The sequence below is a fragment of the Streptomyces sp. NPDC051913 genome, from assembly GCF_044593635.1.
Classification (GTDB): domain Bacteria; phylum Actinomycetota; class Actinomycetes; order Streptomycetales; family Streptomycetaceae; genus Streptomyces.
Map to the genome: position 1 here is coordinate 1,030,853 of NZ_JBIUCI010000001.1, position 14,540 is coordinate 1,045,392.

The 14,540-nt window shown below is 70.6% G+C and carries 12 protein-coding genes; 3 read left to right on the top strand and 9 right to left on the bottom strand.

Going from position 1 to position 14,540, the window contains the following annotated elements; genetic code table 11:
• Positions 1-25 precede the first annotated feature (25 nt).
• Positions 26-754, bottom strand: coding sequence for a prepilin peptidase (locus tag ACIHIX_RS04805; RefSeq protein WP_399949641.1), 729 nt, complete (start codon positions 752-754; stop codon positions 26-28).
• Positions 751-3,732, bottom strand: a complete 2,982-nt coding sequence (locus ACIHIX_RS04810; protein WP_399949644.1) for a BTAD domain-containing putative transcriptional regulator — start codon at positions 3,730-3,732, stop codon at positions 751-753. Before ACIHIX_RS04810 ends, ACIHIX_RS04805 begins: the two co-directional genes overlap by 4 nt.
• A gap of 414 nt (positions 3,733-4,146) precedes the next feature.
• Here ACIHIX_RS04810 and ACIHIX_RS04815 point away from each other — a divergent pair, with 414 nt between their 5' ends.
• Complete coding sequence (locus tag ACIHIX_RS04815; protein ID WP_399949647.1) at positions 4,147-4,407, top strand: hypothetical protein; 261 nt, start codon at positions 4,147-4,149, stop codon at positions 4,405-4,407.
• Positions 4,408-4,490: 83 nt separating this feature from the next.
• Here the strand turns inward: ACIHIX_RS04815 and ACIHIX_RS04820 are convergent, their stop codons facing one another.
• From ACIHIX_RS04820 to ACIHIX_RS04845, 6 genes are all read right to left on the bottom strand, one after another.
• Positions 4,491-5,156 carry a hypothetical protein gene (locus ACIHIX_RS04820; protein ID WP_399949649.1) on the bottom strand — a complete coding sequence of 222 codons (666 nt, stop codon included), beginning with the start codon at positions 5,154-5,156 and terminating at the stop codon, positions 4,491-4,493.
• 45 nt (positions 5,157-5,201) lie between these two features.
• Entirely contained in the window at positions 5,202-9,737 is a 4,536-nt protein-coding gene (locus ACIHIX_RS04825) for a DUF6531 domain-containing protein (protein ID WP_399949652.1), read from the bottom strand.
• Between the two features lie 95 nt (positions 9,738-9,832).
• On the bottom strand, positions 9,833-10,303 hold the full coding sequence (locus ACIHIX_RS04830) for a hypothetical protein (RefSeq protein ID WP_399949655.1): 471 nt from the start codon (positions 10,301-10,303) through the stop codon (positions 9,833-9,835).
• A complete protein-coding gene (locus tag ACIHIX_RS04835; RefSeq protein WP_399949658.1) occupies positions 10,300-10,488 on the bottom strand; it encodes a hypothetical protein in 189 nt (62 codons plus the stop codon). Before ACIHIX_RS04835 ends, ACIHIX_RS04830 begins: the two co-directional genes overlap by 4 nt.
• Positions 10,475-11,089: a hypothetical protein gene (locus tag ACIHIX_RS04840; protein WP_399949661.1), complete on the bottom strand. Its 615-nt coding sequence runs from the start codon at positions 11,087-11,089 to the stop codon at positions 10,475-10,477. Before ACIHIX_RS04840 ends, ACIHIX_RS04835 begins: the two co-directional genes overlap by 14 nt.
• 2 nt (positions 11,090-11,091) lie before the next feature.
• A complete protein-coding gene (locus tag ACIHIX_RS04845; RefSeq protein ID WP_399949664.1) occupies positions 11,092-11,739 on the bottom strand; it encodes a hypothetical protein in 648 nt (215 codons plus the stop codon).
• Between the two features lie 119 nt (positions 11,740-11,858).
• Between ACIHIX_RS04845 and ACIHIX_RS04850 the strand changes: the two genes are divergently transcribed.
• Positions 11,859-12,191 carry a hypothetical protein gene (locus ACIHIX_RS04850; RefSeq protein WP_399949666.1) on the top strand — a complete coding sequence of 111 codons (333 nt, stop codon included), beginning with the start codon at positions 11,859-11,861 and terminating at the stop codon, positions 12,189-12,191.
• 30 nt (positions 12,192-12,221) lie between these two features.
• Here ACIHIX_RS04850 and ACIHIX_RS04855 read toward each other — a convergent pair whose 3' ends face one another.
• Positions 12,222-12,635, bottom strand: a complete 414-nt coding sequence (locus ACIHIX_RS04855; RefSeq protein WP_399949668.1) for an SsgA family sporulation/cell division regulator — start codon at positions 12,633-12,635, stop codon at positions 12,222-12,224.
• A gap of 233 nt (positions 12,636-12,868) precedes the next feature.
• On the opposite strand from ACIHIX_RS04855, the gene ACIHIX_RS04860 reads away from it, so the two are divergent.
• The gene (locus ACIHIX_RS04860; RefSeq protein ID WP_399949671.1) at positions 12,869-14,500 is read left to right on the top strand and encodes a sigma factor; all 1,632 of its coding nucleotides are present in this window, start codon (positions 12,869-12,871) and stop codon (positions 14,498-14,500) included.
• The last annotated feature ends 40 nt before the right edge of the window (positions 14,501-14,540 follow it).

Below are 14,540 nucleotides of genomic sequence, written 5' to 3' on the forward strand. Positions count from 1 at the left end.
CGCCAGGGCACCGACACCGCCGACGTCAGGCCGCGTACGCCCCGATCAGTACGCCCAGGAAGGCCCCCATGATCAGGAACGGGCCGAACGCGATCGCCGTCTTCCGGCCCGCCTTGTGTACGACGATCAGCGCACCGCCGTACAGCGCCCCCAGCAGGAAGCCGGCGAAGGTGCCGAGCATGACCGTCGGCCAGCCGTACCAGCCCAGCACCGCGCCCACGCCGAGCGCCAGCTTCACGTCTCCGAAGCCCATGCCGGCCGGGTTGATGAGGAAGAGGACGAAGTAGCCGCCGCCGAGGGCGAGGGCGCCGAGGGCGGCGTGCGGCCAGTCGCCGGTGTGCTCGGGGACGAAGGACATCGCGCCGAGCAGAACGAGTGCGGCGGCAGCGAAGGGGAGGGTGAGCGGGTCGGGGAGGCGCTGCACCTTCAGGTCCACGACCGCCAGCAGCACGCCGACCGGTGCGAGCAGCAGCCAGACGCCGATCTCGGGGCGGGTGCCGGTGGCGGCGGCGAGGGCGGCGCAGACCAGGGCGGTGACAAGGGAGAGAAGGGCGGCGGGGGGACCGTAGGACTGCGGGCAGAGGGCGCATCGGCCGCGGCCGAGCCACCCCCGCACCGGATGCCCGCCATCGGGGCAGGTCTGCCGCCACGGCTCCCCCGCGGGGGCCGAGAACCGGTAGGCGGCTCGCGGCAGCAGCGCGCCCGCCGCCGCGCCCCACAGCGCGGCGGCCGCCACGAGGAGCCAGGTGCTCATCCCACGGCCGCGACGCCGTCGCGCCACGTCGGCAGGAGCTCGTCGAGCAGCGCCTCCGTGCGCGGCGGCAGGCCGCGGGCGCCGCTGCGGGAGATGAGGTCGGCGGCGAGGGCCTGGAGGCGGGCGGTGTCGCCGGTGGCGTGGGTGGCGCGGAGCAGTTCGTGCCAGAGGCGCTCGTCGCCGGGGGCGGAGTTGAGGGCCGCGTTCAGGGCCTCGATGGCCTTCTCCGCGCGGTCCTTCACCAGGTGGAACTCGGAGAGCGCGAGGCCGATGTCGGCGACGAGCAGCGGGAGTTGGGCGTCGATGATCTCGTGGGTGAGCCAGCGGTAGCGGCCCTCGGGCCGGTCGGCGAGGAGCGGCCCGCGCACCAGCACGAGCGCGTCGGTGAGCAGCCGGCCGCGCACCGCACGGCTGTCGACGCCACGGCCCTGCGTGGCCTCGTGGTAGAGCGAGCGCAGCACGTCGAGGTCGGAGACGACGGACTTGGCGAGGGTGAGCCGCCCGGTGGAGTCGGTCTTCAGGCGGGGCGCCCCGTCGGGGTCGGTGCCGAGCCAGGCGCGCAGCCGCTCCAGCAGGGCCTCGCGGACGTCGTCCGTGACGCCGCGCGGCCACAGCGCCGAGGACAGCACGCGCGGATGGACGCCCTCGCGGTGCAGGAGCAGCAGGGCGAGCGCCTCGTGCAGGAGGGCGCTCCGGTCGCCGTCGGGGGTGTCGAGGCCGATGATCTCGTACGGCCCGACGAGCCGCGCGTAGACGGCGGGCCGGCCCTGCTCGCTGATGTCGACGAGGAACGGCGGCGCGGTGGCCGGTCCCTGCGGTTCGCGCTCCGGGTCGGACTCGACGAACAGCTCGACGACCGCCCGCTGCAACGGCACGGGCAGCAACTGGGCGTCGAGTTCGAGGCCGAGCAGCGGGGCGAGCAGCTTGCCCTCGCCGGTGACCTCCATCTCCCAGGCGGCGCCGGGCAGATCGCCGCTGTCGGTACCGACGAGGTAGCCGATGCCGAGGCGGCTGGCGTCGGCGGCGAGTTCGGCGAGCTTCATCGCGTCCTCGGCGGAGGGCTCGGCGGCGAGGAGGACGAGGTGCGGGGCCCAACGGGTGTGCTGGGCGGGCCCGGTACGTCCGGTGAGCACGGAGTCGTGACCGGCGGCGCCGAGCGCCCCCCGCCGCTGCCGCGTCTCGGCCTCCATGGTCTCGACGAGGTCGTCGATGCCGTCGATGTGCCGCAGCCGGTTGGGGGCGAGCGGCGTGAGGTCCTCGCCGAAGCCGACGAGGGTGATGGTCATCCGGTCCGACCAGCCGTTGGTGGCGAGTTCGGCGGCGACGGAGGCGAACACGGCGGCGCGGTCGGCCTCGCTGCCGGAGAGGGACACGATGCCGGGCACGGACTCCAGGTTCAGCAGCAGCCGGGAGTCGTCCATGGTGCCGAGGCTGACCAGGCCCGGGTACGGGGCGGCGGCGTCGGTGTCCTCGTACCCCTCGGCGTCGCTGCGCGCGAGCATCCAGAACGTCTGGTCCTGCCCGAGCTGCCAGGGCGCGGGCGGGTTGCCGGAGGGCTGAGCGAGCTGGAGATGAAGGTCACCGTTGCCGCCGAGCCAGGCCGCGTACGCGGTGGGCAGCGGGCGGGACTCGGCACCGAGGGACGCGGCGAGGCCGCGCAGGGAGCGGTCGAGCAGTCGTACGCCTTCGGGGTCGGCGCCCACGAGGAGCGCGTCCTGCGCGTCGGCGGCGTCGCCGGTCGGCGTGGGCGGCTCCATGCCGCGCCGGCCGCCGACGGCACCGAACGCCGACTGCCACAGGGCCTGACGGCGACGCCGGCCGAGGGCGCCGAGGAGGCCGGCGGCGAGGAGGGGGGCGCCGATGAGGGCCGTGGGGAGGCCGAAGGACGTTTCCTGGGAAGCGGCCGTGGCCTGCTGCTGATGGCTGGGCTGCTGGTGGCTGGGCTGCTGGTCGGGGGCGGGGCGCTGTTCGGGGAGGGAGACCTGGGAGGCGCCGCCCTGTTGGCCTCCGCCTTGAGCGTGGTCGCCGCCTTGAGCGTGGTCGCCGGTCCGGCCGTAGTCGTGGACCTGCTGCTGGCCTGGAGAGGCGGGCGCCTCGGGCATCTCGACGAGGTCGCCGCCCCGCGCGTCGCCCGGCATCTCCATGATCCAGCCGGGGCGGATGAGGCTGGCCTCGGACAGCTTGGAGCCGTCGGGCTGCACGCGGTCCTTGTTGAGCTCGAAGATCTCCTTGTACCGGCGGCCGTCGCCGAGGTGGCGCTCGGCGATCTCCCAGAGGGAGTCGTGGTGCCGGCCCTCGGGCGGCTGGATCCGGTAGTACTTCGTGTCGTCGGACTTGGCGGTGCTGCCGCCTTGCGCGTCCGCGTGGGAGGCGGCCTGGGAGGCCTGCTCGGCGAGGGCTGCGGCGGTGCTGGCCGCCTGCTCCTGCTGCTGGGCGAAGAGTCCGGGGGTCTGCTGGGCGGCGGCGACGGTACCGCGCTGGTTGCCGTCGAGGCTGTGCTGTCCGATCTGCGAGAGCCCCGGCGTGAGGCTGGCCGCCGTGGCGCCGACCAGCAGCAGCGCGGCGACGAGCTGCCGGGCGAGGATCTGACTGGGCCCGGCGCCGGGCACGCGCCCGGGCACGCCGATTCCCGAGACCGCGGCCTTTATCTCCACCAGCACACAGGCGGTGAACTGCGCCCAGGCAAGCCACACGATGACGGTGAGAATGTGGAGGAAGGTGCCGGTGGTGATTGGCTGTTGAAGCCACTCCACCTTCGGCATCCCGCTCGGCAACGGCCACCCGACCGCCACGGCGAGCGCCCCGGGCACCCCGACCACCAGCACGGCGAGCGCGACGAACGCGAAGAACGCCTTGACGAAGTCCCCGAACGTGCGCCGCCGGATCCGCACGGGCTGCGGGGTGCGGTTGCGGGGCGTACTCGCAGGCGTGGCGCTTCCCGTCGAGCTTGACGAGCTTGAACTGCGGCGTCGCGGCATGGCGGGTGTCCTGGGTCGTGTGAGGAGAGGGTGGATTGGAGGGAGTACGAGAGTGCACTGAGCGTACAGAGATCTTATGTACGCCGTCGAAGACCAGGCAGCCCCTGTGGATAACCTCCCGACCGCTCTCCCGCTCACTTCCTCACGACCTGCCGGACAGGCCGGAGTTACCCCACTTTCGACCACGGACCAGACGCCCTGTTCGCAACTGCCACGCCACACCCTCACGGTCCCCACACAATCCGCCATGGCCTCTCAAAGAGGCGTGACTCACCCCTGATAGCTTCGTTAACTGCCGCACACAAAGTCGACATCAGGGGGAACTTCGGTGGCCCGCCGCGCTCTGACCACCAGTCGTCGGACGACATCAAGGGGGCGGACACGGGGTCGAGCGGCGACCCCGTCGAGCAGGCGGTGCTCGACGACGCCAAGGAGGAGGTCCGGGCCGGATACGCGGCGATCACCGCGAACGACCCCGACAGGGCCGACGGCGCCGCCACCGAGCCCGCGTACCGCTCCAACGCCTCACTGGTGCCGAACGATGAGCAGGCCGCCCTCGGCGCCATCCGGGGCGCCATCATCACCGATGAGTTCCAGGGCCAGGGCGTGGCCGAACGGACGCCGAAGGCCGCCCGGATCACGGTCGTCGACTTCCAGCACGTCGACTCCCGCTGACCCTCTCGCCCCCGGCCAGCCAACTCCCCCGGCGGCTCTGGCAGTTCCGGATCCGCGTCCCAGGCCCCGATCCGCAGCGTGAATCACGCCGGACGATTCGCATCTCCATCAGCTGCCAGCAGCTCCTCCAGCCGCTGATCGTAAGCCCGGAAACCCTCTTTGCCGTATTCCGGCGCATCCGACTCCGGGCGGAGAATGTCCGGCAGGTGGGAGACCCGCCACATTCTGAAAATGTCCGCCGGTGCGCTTCTGCCCGTCGAGTCAGCCAATTCGGAAGCAATTCCGAGGATTTCAGCAGTCCGGGCCGCCCCCTGTCGGGCCTCCGTTCCGGCCGCGACGGCGGCTGTGATCAGAGCCTGCAAGAAGTACGTCAGTTGCAGGTCCGCCGCCATGCGGCACATTCGCCGCACCACAGCGGGCTCTTCGAGGCGTTCAAGGGGCTGTGGAACTCCCGTGACGCCCGCGGACCACAGCAGCAGGAACGCCGCATGCACCTCGTGATCACGGAGTCGGCCCAGCTCGTCGACGATCGCCATGGCCGCGTCGCTGAACCGGCAGACCGATCGGATGCCGTCGAGCAGTCGCTCCACCTCAGGTTGCCGACGCGTCAGGAAGTCGCCCACCGAGACCTCGGCGAGTTCCCAGGCACCGGTGGCGTTGACCGCGCCGACCTCCACCACGCCTCCCAGCGGCCCGAACACCGCTCGCGCGAGCCTGTCTTCCGGGATGGGGGCAACCTGCTCGGACATATCGATCCGCCTCACAACTTCAAAATATTGTCGAACAACTTCGACCTAGAACTGACCCATCATGTGCTGGATGATCGCATCTCGCTGCGGCAGGGCACGAGGTGATCCGGCATTCAGGATGTCGACGCCTTCTTCGGTGTCCACGAAATACTCTGGCTGCCGTCCGGCCGGACCGCTGTGTTCCCGCAGTACGGAGTCCGCGAAAGACCTCGGTACTTCCGTTCGCACCACCACACCCTCGGGTCCGGCGTACTGAGTGGCAGCCCGGTTGAAATCGTCCGTCAAGTAGACCCCGGCGTCCGGAGTGTATTCACGCTGGAGGTCGTTCGAGCGCCCCAGTGAGAATTGGTCTCCGCTCCAATTGCGCGACCCGTGATAGAGAGTCACCATGTCCTCGTCGCAGGACATGAGACCGAAGGGGTCGATCTGCCGCCACGGGTTGGTCACGTACCCGTACGGGTTCGGAGCAGGGCTCAGACCGAGCGGGTCGAGCGTGGTGTAGCGGGCGGTCTCGGGGTCGTAGTGCCGGTGGTAGTTGTAGTGGAGAGCCGATTCCAGGTCGTGGTACTGGCCAGGGAACCTCAGGGGCGTGTACGCACGGCTCTGCTTGGGCCAGGCCGTGGCCCCCCATACCGTCCGCCGGGCCCGCCAGGCCACCTCGCCGTGCGGATCCACCAGTTCGGTGGGCGTTCCGATCAGGTCGGTGACGACCGCGAAGAACCGGGAGTCGATCTCCTCCTGCATCGCGGAGTCGGTCAGCCGCTCGGTCTGGGTGATCGGCCGCAGTCCGTCGTACTCCCAGGTGAGGGTGACCGGATGCGGCAGTTCGGGGCCGACGGTGGTCTGCTCGGTGAGGGTCGGGCCGTCCCAGGTGAAGTCGGTCCGCTCCACGACGGTGCGACCGTCGTCGGCGAGGCGTTCCTTCGCGATACGACGACCGAGGGGGTCGTAGGCGTAGCGCCACACCGTGCCGTCCGGCGTGACCACTGACGTCAGCCGGTCCTCGGCGTCCCAGGAGTACCGCCATACGTCGGGCTTGCGGGACAGCCTCGTCCTGCGCCGCTCGACCACGCGCCCGGCCGGGTCGTACGTGTAGCGCACGGCACCCGCGTGATCCAACCGCATGCCGGAGTACGAGCGTTCCCCCGCGGCCTCTTCCACACCCCGGTAGCCCGACCAGGACGCCGACGAGATCTGCCCGGCCGAGTCATAGGTGTAACTCTCCGAGCGGTCCTCGGCTTCGACTCCGCGGATGCGTCCCATCGCGTCGACGTCCAGGTCGACCGGACCGTCGATGGCGTCCTGGAGCCGGACGAGATGGCGATGCGGACCATACTCGTAGGTGCGGCTCTGCACCGGCCGGCCCGCCGCCGTCCAGTGCTGGCCCACGGACCGCCCTGTCGAGTCCCAGACCTGGTCGAAGCGCAGGACGTCGTCGATCAGACGCGCCGTCTCCTGCCCGGACGGGTCGTGGGTGAAGTCGATGGTGTGGCCGGAACTGGTCAGGCGACTGGTACGTCCGAGGGCGTCACGGTCGTACGTCCCCCGCACCCCGGTCGGGGTGACCCGCTCCACCCGGCGGCCCGCCGCGTCGTACGCCGACGCCAGTCGGCGCCCGTTGACGTGCTCACCGACGGTCCGGCCGAGGCTGTCCCGCTCCAGACGGAGGTCGCAGTCGGGGCTTTCGGCATGGACCAGCCGGCCCATGGCGTCGTACGCGTACCTGGTGGTCTCGTCGCCGGTCGTCCTGGCGAGGAGCCGTCCCATGCTGTCGTACGCGTAACCGACGCTCTGCCCTGCCTGGTTGACCTTCCGCTCGAGTCGGCCGACGCGGTCGCGTTCGTACACCGTGCGCCGCTCATCGAAGTCCGTCTCGGCGACGAGGCGCCCGGCGGAGTCGTAGGCGTACCGCCAGTTCAACCCGAGCGGGTTGGTCACCCGGGTCAGGCGCAGTGAGGTGTCGTAGGCGAACTCGTACCGGGCGCCGTCGGAGCCTGTCTGTGCCGTCAGCAGGTCGAAGGGCCCGTACTCGAAGGTCGTCCGCGCGCCGCCCGAGGCGCTGTGGGACGTGCAGTTGCCCTCACCGTCGTAGGTCCAGGTCTCCTCCGAGCCGTCGGGCGCGACGATGCGGGACACCCGGCCTTCGACAGTCCACAGCAGGCTGGTGGTGTTGCCGAGCGCGTCGGTGACGCTGCTGAGCCTGCCGAACGGGTCGTAGCCGCGGGTCGCCTGGTCACCCAGGGCGCTGACCGTCCTGGTCCGCAGGCCCGCGGGGTTGCACTCGACGCGTGTGGTGGCATCGAGGGGGTCGGTGACGGCGACGAGGGCGCCGCGCTCGTCGTAGGCGAACCGCGTGCGGGCGCCGTCCGGAGCGGTGGTCGAGACTCGGTTGCCGCGCTCGTCGTAGCGGTGTTCCCAGACCGCGCCGTCCGGCTGGACGACGCGGGTCGGCAGCCGGAGCGCGTTGTACTCCGCCGTGGCGGCACCGCCGTCGGGCAGCGAGACGCGGACCGGCCGGCCGAGGTCGTCGTTCTCATAGCTGGTGGTGTTGCCGAGCGGATCGGTTCGCGAGAGAAGGTGGTGGTGTTCGTCGTACGCGCTGCGGGTGATGTTGCCGAGAGGGTCGATCGTGGCGACGACCTGGCTGTGGTCGTTGACGGCGAATCGGGTGACCGCGCCGTCGGCGGCGGTGTAAGTGGTGATGCGGGACTCGGACCGGGCGGGGTCGGCTCCGTCGTAGGTGAAGGTGCCGCCGAGGTAGCCGTGTTCACCGGTCTGGGAGACGCAACGGTTCTGGTCGTCGTAGGTGTACGCGTAGCGGACCCCGTTGCGATCCGTCCACGAGGTGAGGCGCAGTCGCTCGTCGTACGTGAACTTCAGCGCCTGGTCGGAGGAGTTGACGACCTCGGTGAGGTTGCCGTCGGTGTAGCCGTAGCGCCTGATCGTGACGTCGGAGCCGTCGTCCGCGGCGCCCGCCAGTTTCAGCCCGGTGACGAGTCCGTCCTCCGTGGCGATGGTGAGGACGTAGCCGCCGGAGTGCCGGATGGCCAGCGGGATGCCCGACTCGTCGTACTCGAAGGTGATGCTGTTGCCGTTGCGGTCGGTGACGTCCGCGATGGCGGCTGTGCCGTCGGAGGCGTGCGCGCGGAAGTGACGGGACGTGCGGGTGAGCGGGTCTTCCAGCCGGTATGTGCCGTCGTCCAGGCGGACGAGCGGCATACGCGGGCCGCTCACGGGCAGCCATGGGGCCGTCGTCGCGTCCGCGTTCCGGTAGACGAGCAGCATTCCGTCTTCCGTGACGAAGACGGTCTCCTCGTCGCCGATCTCCAGACGCTGATCGAGCGTGGAGGCCCATGCGGGGCCGAACCACCAGCCGCAGCGGTAGCCCGACGTCACCCGCCGGGTGAACTCCAGGGGCAGGGTGCCGGGGAGGGAGACGTCGGTCTCCGAGAGGAACACCTCACCGGTCGCCACGTCGACGGGGTCGCCGCAGCCGGTGATCTTGCTCTTGAGCCGGTTGTACGCGCCCCTCGCGCCGTCGGCCACAGCGGTCTTGGCGCTCTTTCCCAGCCCCTTGACGCCCTGAGCCATGCCCTTGAGCCCCAACTTGCCGAAGGCTTTCATGCCTTTGGCGAGACCACCGAGGGTGGTGAGGCCCTTCATGCCGGGTATGCAGTCGAGCGCGGCCAGGCCCACATCCCACAGGGAGGCCTGGCCCTTTGAATATTTGTAGAGGGTGTCGGCGAGGACGACGAGCGCGGCAATGAGGACGATCGCACCCAGGATCGGCCCGCCGATGATCATCGCGATCACACCGACCACCGCTACGACGACCTTGCAGACGGCGACGATGTTGTCCCAGTTGTCCGTGAACCAGTCGCCGACCTCCTCCCACCACGACCGGTTCTGAATACCGGCATCGGAGGCCTCGTCGATCTTCGTCTTCGCGGTGTGCGCGGCCTCCTCGCGCATCTTGCGGGCGTCGGCGGCCATCTTCTTTGCCGCGGCGAGCGCATCCTGGGCGCTGTCGACGTCCGACTGGGCGCTGGTCCGGGCCGACTTGGCGTGCTGGGCGTCCCGGGTGGCGGCACGGACCTTGCCCTCGTCCGGCTTGTCACCGCCCGACTTGCTGCCGGTGGGGTCGTCCTTGTACTTGTCGGCTTCCTTGTTCGCCCGCGTCACCCACGAATCAGCCGACGTCAGACGGGAGTTGGCGGAGGAGAGGTCGCTCTGGGCCTCACGGCCCTTGGCCAGCGCCCGGTCGGCCAACGCCTGCGCGCGCTCCAGCTTCGGCCAGAAGTCGGTCAGCGCGTCCCCGCACAACTCGTAGGACTTCTTCAGCTTCTTGAGATTCTTCGGGACATCCCCGAACTCGTCCTTGAAGACCTCCGCCGACTTACCCGCCCACTCCAGAAGCGTGTCCTCACCCGCCATGCCGTTCACCAGACGCAAGGCATCCGAGACGTCGTCGGCGAAGTCGTGCAGTGTCTTGGCCAGCAGCTTGACCCGGTCCGGATCACCCGGCGTCGGATCCTTCTCCAGATCCAGGACATGCCAGTCCGTGGGCCGATGCCCCGCCATACCGCAACCCCCGTCACGCGCGCATCACTCTCAACAGCTATGTGCACCCGCGAACTTACAGGGAACGGTCGTTCGACGCGACAAACAGCATGTCATCAGGTCCGACGGCGTTCGCGCCTGGCCCGCCACGCTTCACCGACCGCCTCCAACGGCCGCAGCCACCGCAGCAGCCTCTCCCTGACCGTCACATGCACCCACCGCCGCTTCAGCCAAGGCGGGAGGTCCCGGAACGGTACGAACGTCAGCGTGTCGTCGATGGCGTGGTCGGCGGCGCCCCCGAGGCCCTCCGCGCGCAGAGCCTCGTACAGCTCCGGAGTCAGGCGGCCGTCGAGGCGTGCCAGGTGGGCGGTCGCGGTGAAGGGGAAGTCACGACCCCGGCCGGGCGGCAGCAGCTCCAGGGCGCGGATGATCCGCGGGGACACGACTTCCGGCGGGCAGTTGAGAGCGAGGCCGATCACGGCGGCGCCCAGATGGTCGTCGTTGCGGTCGAGCGCGGCGTCGACCTCGGCGGGGTCGTTGATGCCGAGCAGGCCTTCGCCGGTCTCCCAGTTCCAGTCGCGTGTCATGCCGAACGCTCTTCTCCGGTGTCCCGGACGATCAACGCACCCATGCGGTCCGGGCCGTCCAGGCTGAGACAGGCACTCTGTTCGGGGCGGCCCGCGATCGGTCCCTCCCGGATCACCTCGAACCGCCGCTCGTCCAGCTCCGCGCGCAGGCGGTCGTACCACGTACGCAGTTCATCCAGATCCATCGAGCAGCACCTCCTCCAACGCATGGGCGTACGCCCGCACGCCCGCCCTCACCGCCTCCGGCGTCGGTGCATCCGGGCGCAGTACCTCCGGCAGGAACGCCACCCGCCACATCCGGAAGACGTCCGACACGGAACACGCCCTGTGCGGATCCAGCAGCGCGCCCGCACTCCGTACAGCCGCTACGACAAGAGGCGCGCCCCTCTCCACCCCCGGCCCCCGCACCATGGCTGCGCCCACCAACCCGTCCATGAGCCGCGTCAGTTGCAGATCGGCGCCCATACCGAGCATCCGCCGCAGCACCAAGGGGACGGCCACATCCGGTGGATACTCCTCGATGCAGCCCGAGTGCAGCATCAGGGACTCGGCCGTCACCTCGCCCGCCCCGTCGGCCCAGCCGCCCTGGCGTTCGAAGAGCCGCATCGCCTCGGGTGAGAGGTCGCCGATCTCCCGTACCGCTTCGAGCAGGTCGTCCAGTTCGGCCCGGTGCGTCGCCACGAAGGTGGTGAGCGGCTCCGCCCGCGCCACCGCCCCCAAGTCCAGCACCGCCCACAGCGGCCCGAAGACGTCGTACGCCAGCCCGCGCTCCGAGACCCCCGCCACCCTCAGCCGGTGAACCGGAACGTCGACGTGATCGCGTCGAAGATGTCGAAGAAGGAGTCCGCGAGGTCCAGGACCTGGCTGCTGCCGCCGACCAGGGCGACCTTGCCCTCCTGGCCGGGGACGGGGATGTACGTCTGCATGAGGACCGCGCGGATCGTGCGGTTGAGGGCGTCGCCGGGTACGACGATGTCCTCGATGCCGTAGGTGCGGGCCGCCGGGCCGACGCCGGGGATGTCCACCGTCGTGACCTTGCGCCAGGAGTCGCCCTCGTTCCTGGCTTCCTTGACGGCGAGTTGGCTCGCGATGACGGAGGGGTCGTTGGACAGGGGCTCGCCGCGTTCGTTGCGGCCGCCGACCATCGAGACCGTCACCGAGCCCGTGATCGGGGTGTCGCCGCCGAAGTTCTCCGCCATGCAGCCGCAGTACAGGGCACCCGACTTCCAGGCGTCGGCCGCGGCCTTGCGGAGGAAGTCGTTGTAGACGTCCTTGTACTGCGCCAGTTCCGGGCGCTGGGCGATCCGGTCGTTCACCATGCGGCGGATCGAGTCGTCCCGGGATTCGGGGCGCACGTCGAACTCCCACCACGACTCGGGGACCTTGATCTGGAAACCCCCGCGCTCGACCGTGAGCGCCTCCATGTAGCGGGCCATGACGTCGGACCTTCCCCGTGGTTCGTACTTCTCCGTTTGCTCGATCGCTCGCTGCAACCGTTGCGTTGTACCGTGCACGTCAGAGTACGAGATCGGCACCGCGACCGGGGGACGGGGACATGGGACAGAACGGCAAGAGTGACCTCTCGCTCCCGCTGACGGAGCTGGAGGACTACGGGCGCCGGCTGCGGTCGATCAAGACCCGCCTCAACCACACCAAGAAGCTCTTCGAGCAGTACAAGGACGACATCGGCGACGGCAGCGTCAATGACGCCCTCGACGACTTCGAGTCCAACTGGGAGGACGGCCGCGAGGACATCACGCAGCAGCTCGACGCGCTGTCGAAGATGTCGGACGCCGTCGTCCGCGAGTTCAAGAAGCTCGACGACGAGTTGGCCAAGCAGGTCAACGACAAGATGAAGACCGAGGACAAGCGACCGAAGAAGGGGTAGCGGGCCAGGCCGCCGGGGCCCCCGTCGGGCTCATACGCCGCCCAGCAGGGAGGCCAGTCCCTGTTCCAGCTCCGGCCCCACGGGCTCGCCGCCAGGCTCCGTGATCGTGTACGAGCGCCGCAGAAAGCGGTGCAGCGTCGTCGTGTCGAAGAGGACGACCGCGACGCCCTCCGGCGCGCGGAACTCCACCGCCGTGCAGGCCGGTCCGTACGGGCGCACGTGTACGTTTCCCACGCCCGCCGGGGTGCCCATGCCCTCCTCCAGGAGCGCGCGGGCGAACGTCCAGGTCAGTTCCTCGCCGTCCAGCGAGATCCACGCCGGGAAGACGAAGTGGACGGCCAGCGGGTCCCGCGAGGTGTAGCGCAGGGTCACCGTCACCGCCAGCTCCTCGTCGTCGGGGGTGAGCAGGCTGGCACCGGTGGGCTGTTCCAGGGTGATGGACATGGGCGGTCTCCGAAGCGTTGCAGGGCGTCTCGTGTGGGGCTGGGGCGACGGCCCGTCGGGGCCGACGCAGGTGTACGAGCGGGTGCGGGGCGCTTTCATTACGCGACTCCGACGGCCAACTCCTGTGACGTGCGCCACTTTCGGTGACGCTTGAAACTTTGATTGAAAGTTTTGTCATCTACGCTGACAAACCCTTCCCTGCCCCTCCCCCGCAGGCCCTGGAGCGTTCCGCCATGTCCGACGGTTCCACTGCTTCCGCGCTTTCCTCCGCCCAGACGTATGCCCGGATATACGAGGAGCAGCAACCGCGCCTCGTCGCGTACGCCCGCTCCCTCACCCGGAACTCCTGGACCGCCGAAGACCTCGTCGCCGAGGCCCACTTCAGGGTGTGGCGGCGGCTGGCCGAGGGGCACGAGATCGACAACGTGCCCGCGTATCTGATGACGACCGTGCGGCATCTCGCCAGCGCCGCCGCCGGAACCGCCGTGCGGGAGACGCCGCGCGACCCGCACAGCGACGAACGTGTCGTCCCCGCGCAGGGAACGGCGACGCAGGCGCCGGGTGGTGGCGATCCGGCCGAGCAGGTGTCCTCCGTCGACCTCCTGGTGCGGGTGCTGGGGCAGTTGCCCGAGCGGTGGGTCAAGGCGCTGTGGCTCGCGGAGGCGGAAGGGCAGCCACTGGCGGCGATCGGGCCGCAGGTGGGCACGGAGGAAGGGGCGACGGCCGTACTGCTCCACCGGGCCCGGGAGGGCATGCGGCAGGCGTTCCTGCGCGTCCAGACCGGGGCGCCGGACGATCCCGCCTGCCAGGTGCACTGGGCGCGTATGCCGGCCTATGTGCGCGGCGCCGCCACGGAACGGCAGTCCGAGCGGCTGCTCGGGCACGTGGACGCCTGCGCCGACTGCCGGGCCCGCCTGGCCGCGCTCATGAGCGCCAACGACCGGTTGCCGGCGCTCGTCGGGCCCGCGTTGCTGGTCTTCGTGGCGGGGGGTGCGGGGAAGTACCTGCTCGCCGGTGCGACCGCCGCGGGGTCCGTCGGGGCGAAGGGGGGCGTGCTGGAGGGTGTACGGCAGCACGCCACCGCCGGTGGCTCCAAGGCCGCGCTGGCCGCCGGTGCGGTGGTGGCGGGCGCTGTGGTCGTCATCCTCGCCCTTGGACCCGGCTACTCCGCTCCGACTCCGGCCGAGCGCACGCCTGTCGCGGAGGCACCGGCGGGGCAGGTGCCGGTGGTGGAGGGGCCGGTCGCCGAGGCTCCGGTGGCCGGGCCACCGGTGAGTGGGGGTGGTGGAGGCGGTAGTACGACTGTGCAGGCGGCCAGTGCTCAGCGTGGCGGCGGCTCGTCGGTCGTGACGCGACCGCAGGGCGGCGACGACGAGTCCACGCGGGCTCCGAGCGAACCAGCGGACAACTCCGCCCCGCCCGCGGCCGACCCCGCCCCGCAGGAGCCCGCGTCGCCGACCGAGGACACTCCGGAAGCGCCCGCGCCGCCTCCCGTCCAGAACACACCCGAGGACCCGGCACCGCCCACCACCGAGGACACCCCGCCCACCGCAGCGCCGGGCGCACCTGCGCCGGACCCCACGCCTGCGCCCGACCCCGTACCGGACCCCACACCCGCAACGGACCCGCAGCCCAACCCGGACCCCGCGCCCGAGTCCCCGACTCCCGCAGATCCCGCGCCTGTTGAGAACCCGGCCCCGGCGGACCCCCCGGCGTCCATCCCGACACCGGCCACCCCGCCGCCCACCACGACGACTCCCGAGCCCACCGAACCCCCGGCCACGGCAGACCCCGCCCCTGATCCGACCGCTCCCGGAGACAACTGCCCTGGCCCAGAAGGCTCTTCCTCACCCGCCCAGGACTGAGTGCCCCCGGCGCCAAAAGCCCATCAGAACACCTCCGACG

Bases quoted from the DNA above. Each gene is read 5' to 3' on its own strand.
- ACIHIX_RS04830 (WP_399949655.1), bottom strand. From the start codon at position 10,303: ATGACACGCGACTGGAACTGGGAGACCGGCGAAGGCCTGCTCGGCATC.
- ACIHIX_RS04810 (WP_399949644.1), bottom strand. From the start codon at position 3,732: ATGCCGCGACGCCGCAGTTCAAGCTCGTCAAGCTCGACGGGAAGCGCC.
- ACIHIX_RS04835 (WP_399949658.1), bottom strand. From the start codon at position 10,488: ATGGATCTGGATGAACTGCGTACGTGGTACGACCGCCTGCGCGCGGAG.
- ACIHIX_RS04805 (WP_399949641.1), bottom strand. From the start codon at position 754: ATGAGCACCTGGCTCCTCGTGGCGGCCGCCGCGCTGTGGGGCGCGGCG.
- ACIHIX_RS04855 (WP_399949668.1), bottom strand. From the start codon at position 12,635: ATGTCCATCACCCTGGAACAGCCCACCGGTGCCAGCCTGCTCACCCCC.
- ACIHIX_RS04860 (WP_399949671.1), top strand. From the start codon at position 12,869: ATGTCCGACGGTTCCACTGCTTCCGCGCTTTCCTCCGCCCAGACGTAT.
- ACIHIX_RS04820 (WP_399949649.1), bottom strand. From the start codon at position 5,156: ATGTCCGAGCAGGTTGCCCCCATCCCGGAAGACAGGCTCGCGCGAGCG.
- ACIHIX_RS04845 (WP_399949664.1), bottom strand. From the start codon at position 11,739: ATGGCCCGCTACATGGAGGCGCTCACGGTCGAGCGCGGGGGTTTCCAG.
- ACIHIX_RS04825 (WP_399949652.1), bottom strand. From the start codon at position 9,737: ATGGCGGGGCATCGGCCCACGGACTGGCATGTCCTGGATCTGGAGAAG.
- ACIHIX_RS04850 (WP_399949666.1), top strand. From the start codon at position 11,859: ATGGGACAGAACGGCAAGAGTGACCTCTCGCTCCCGCTGACGGAGCTG.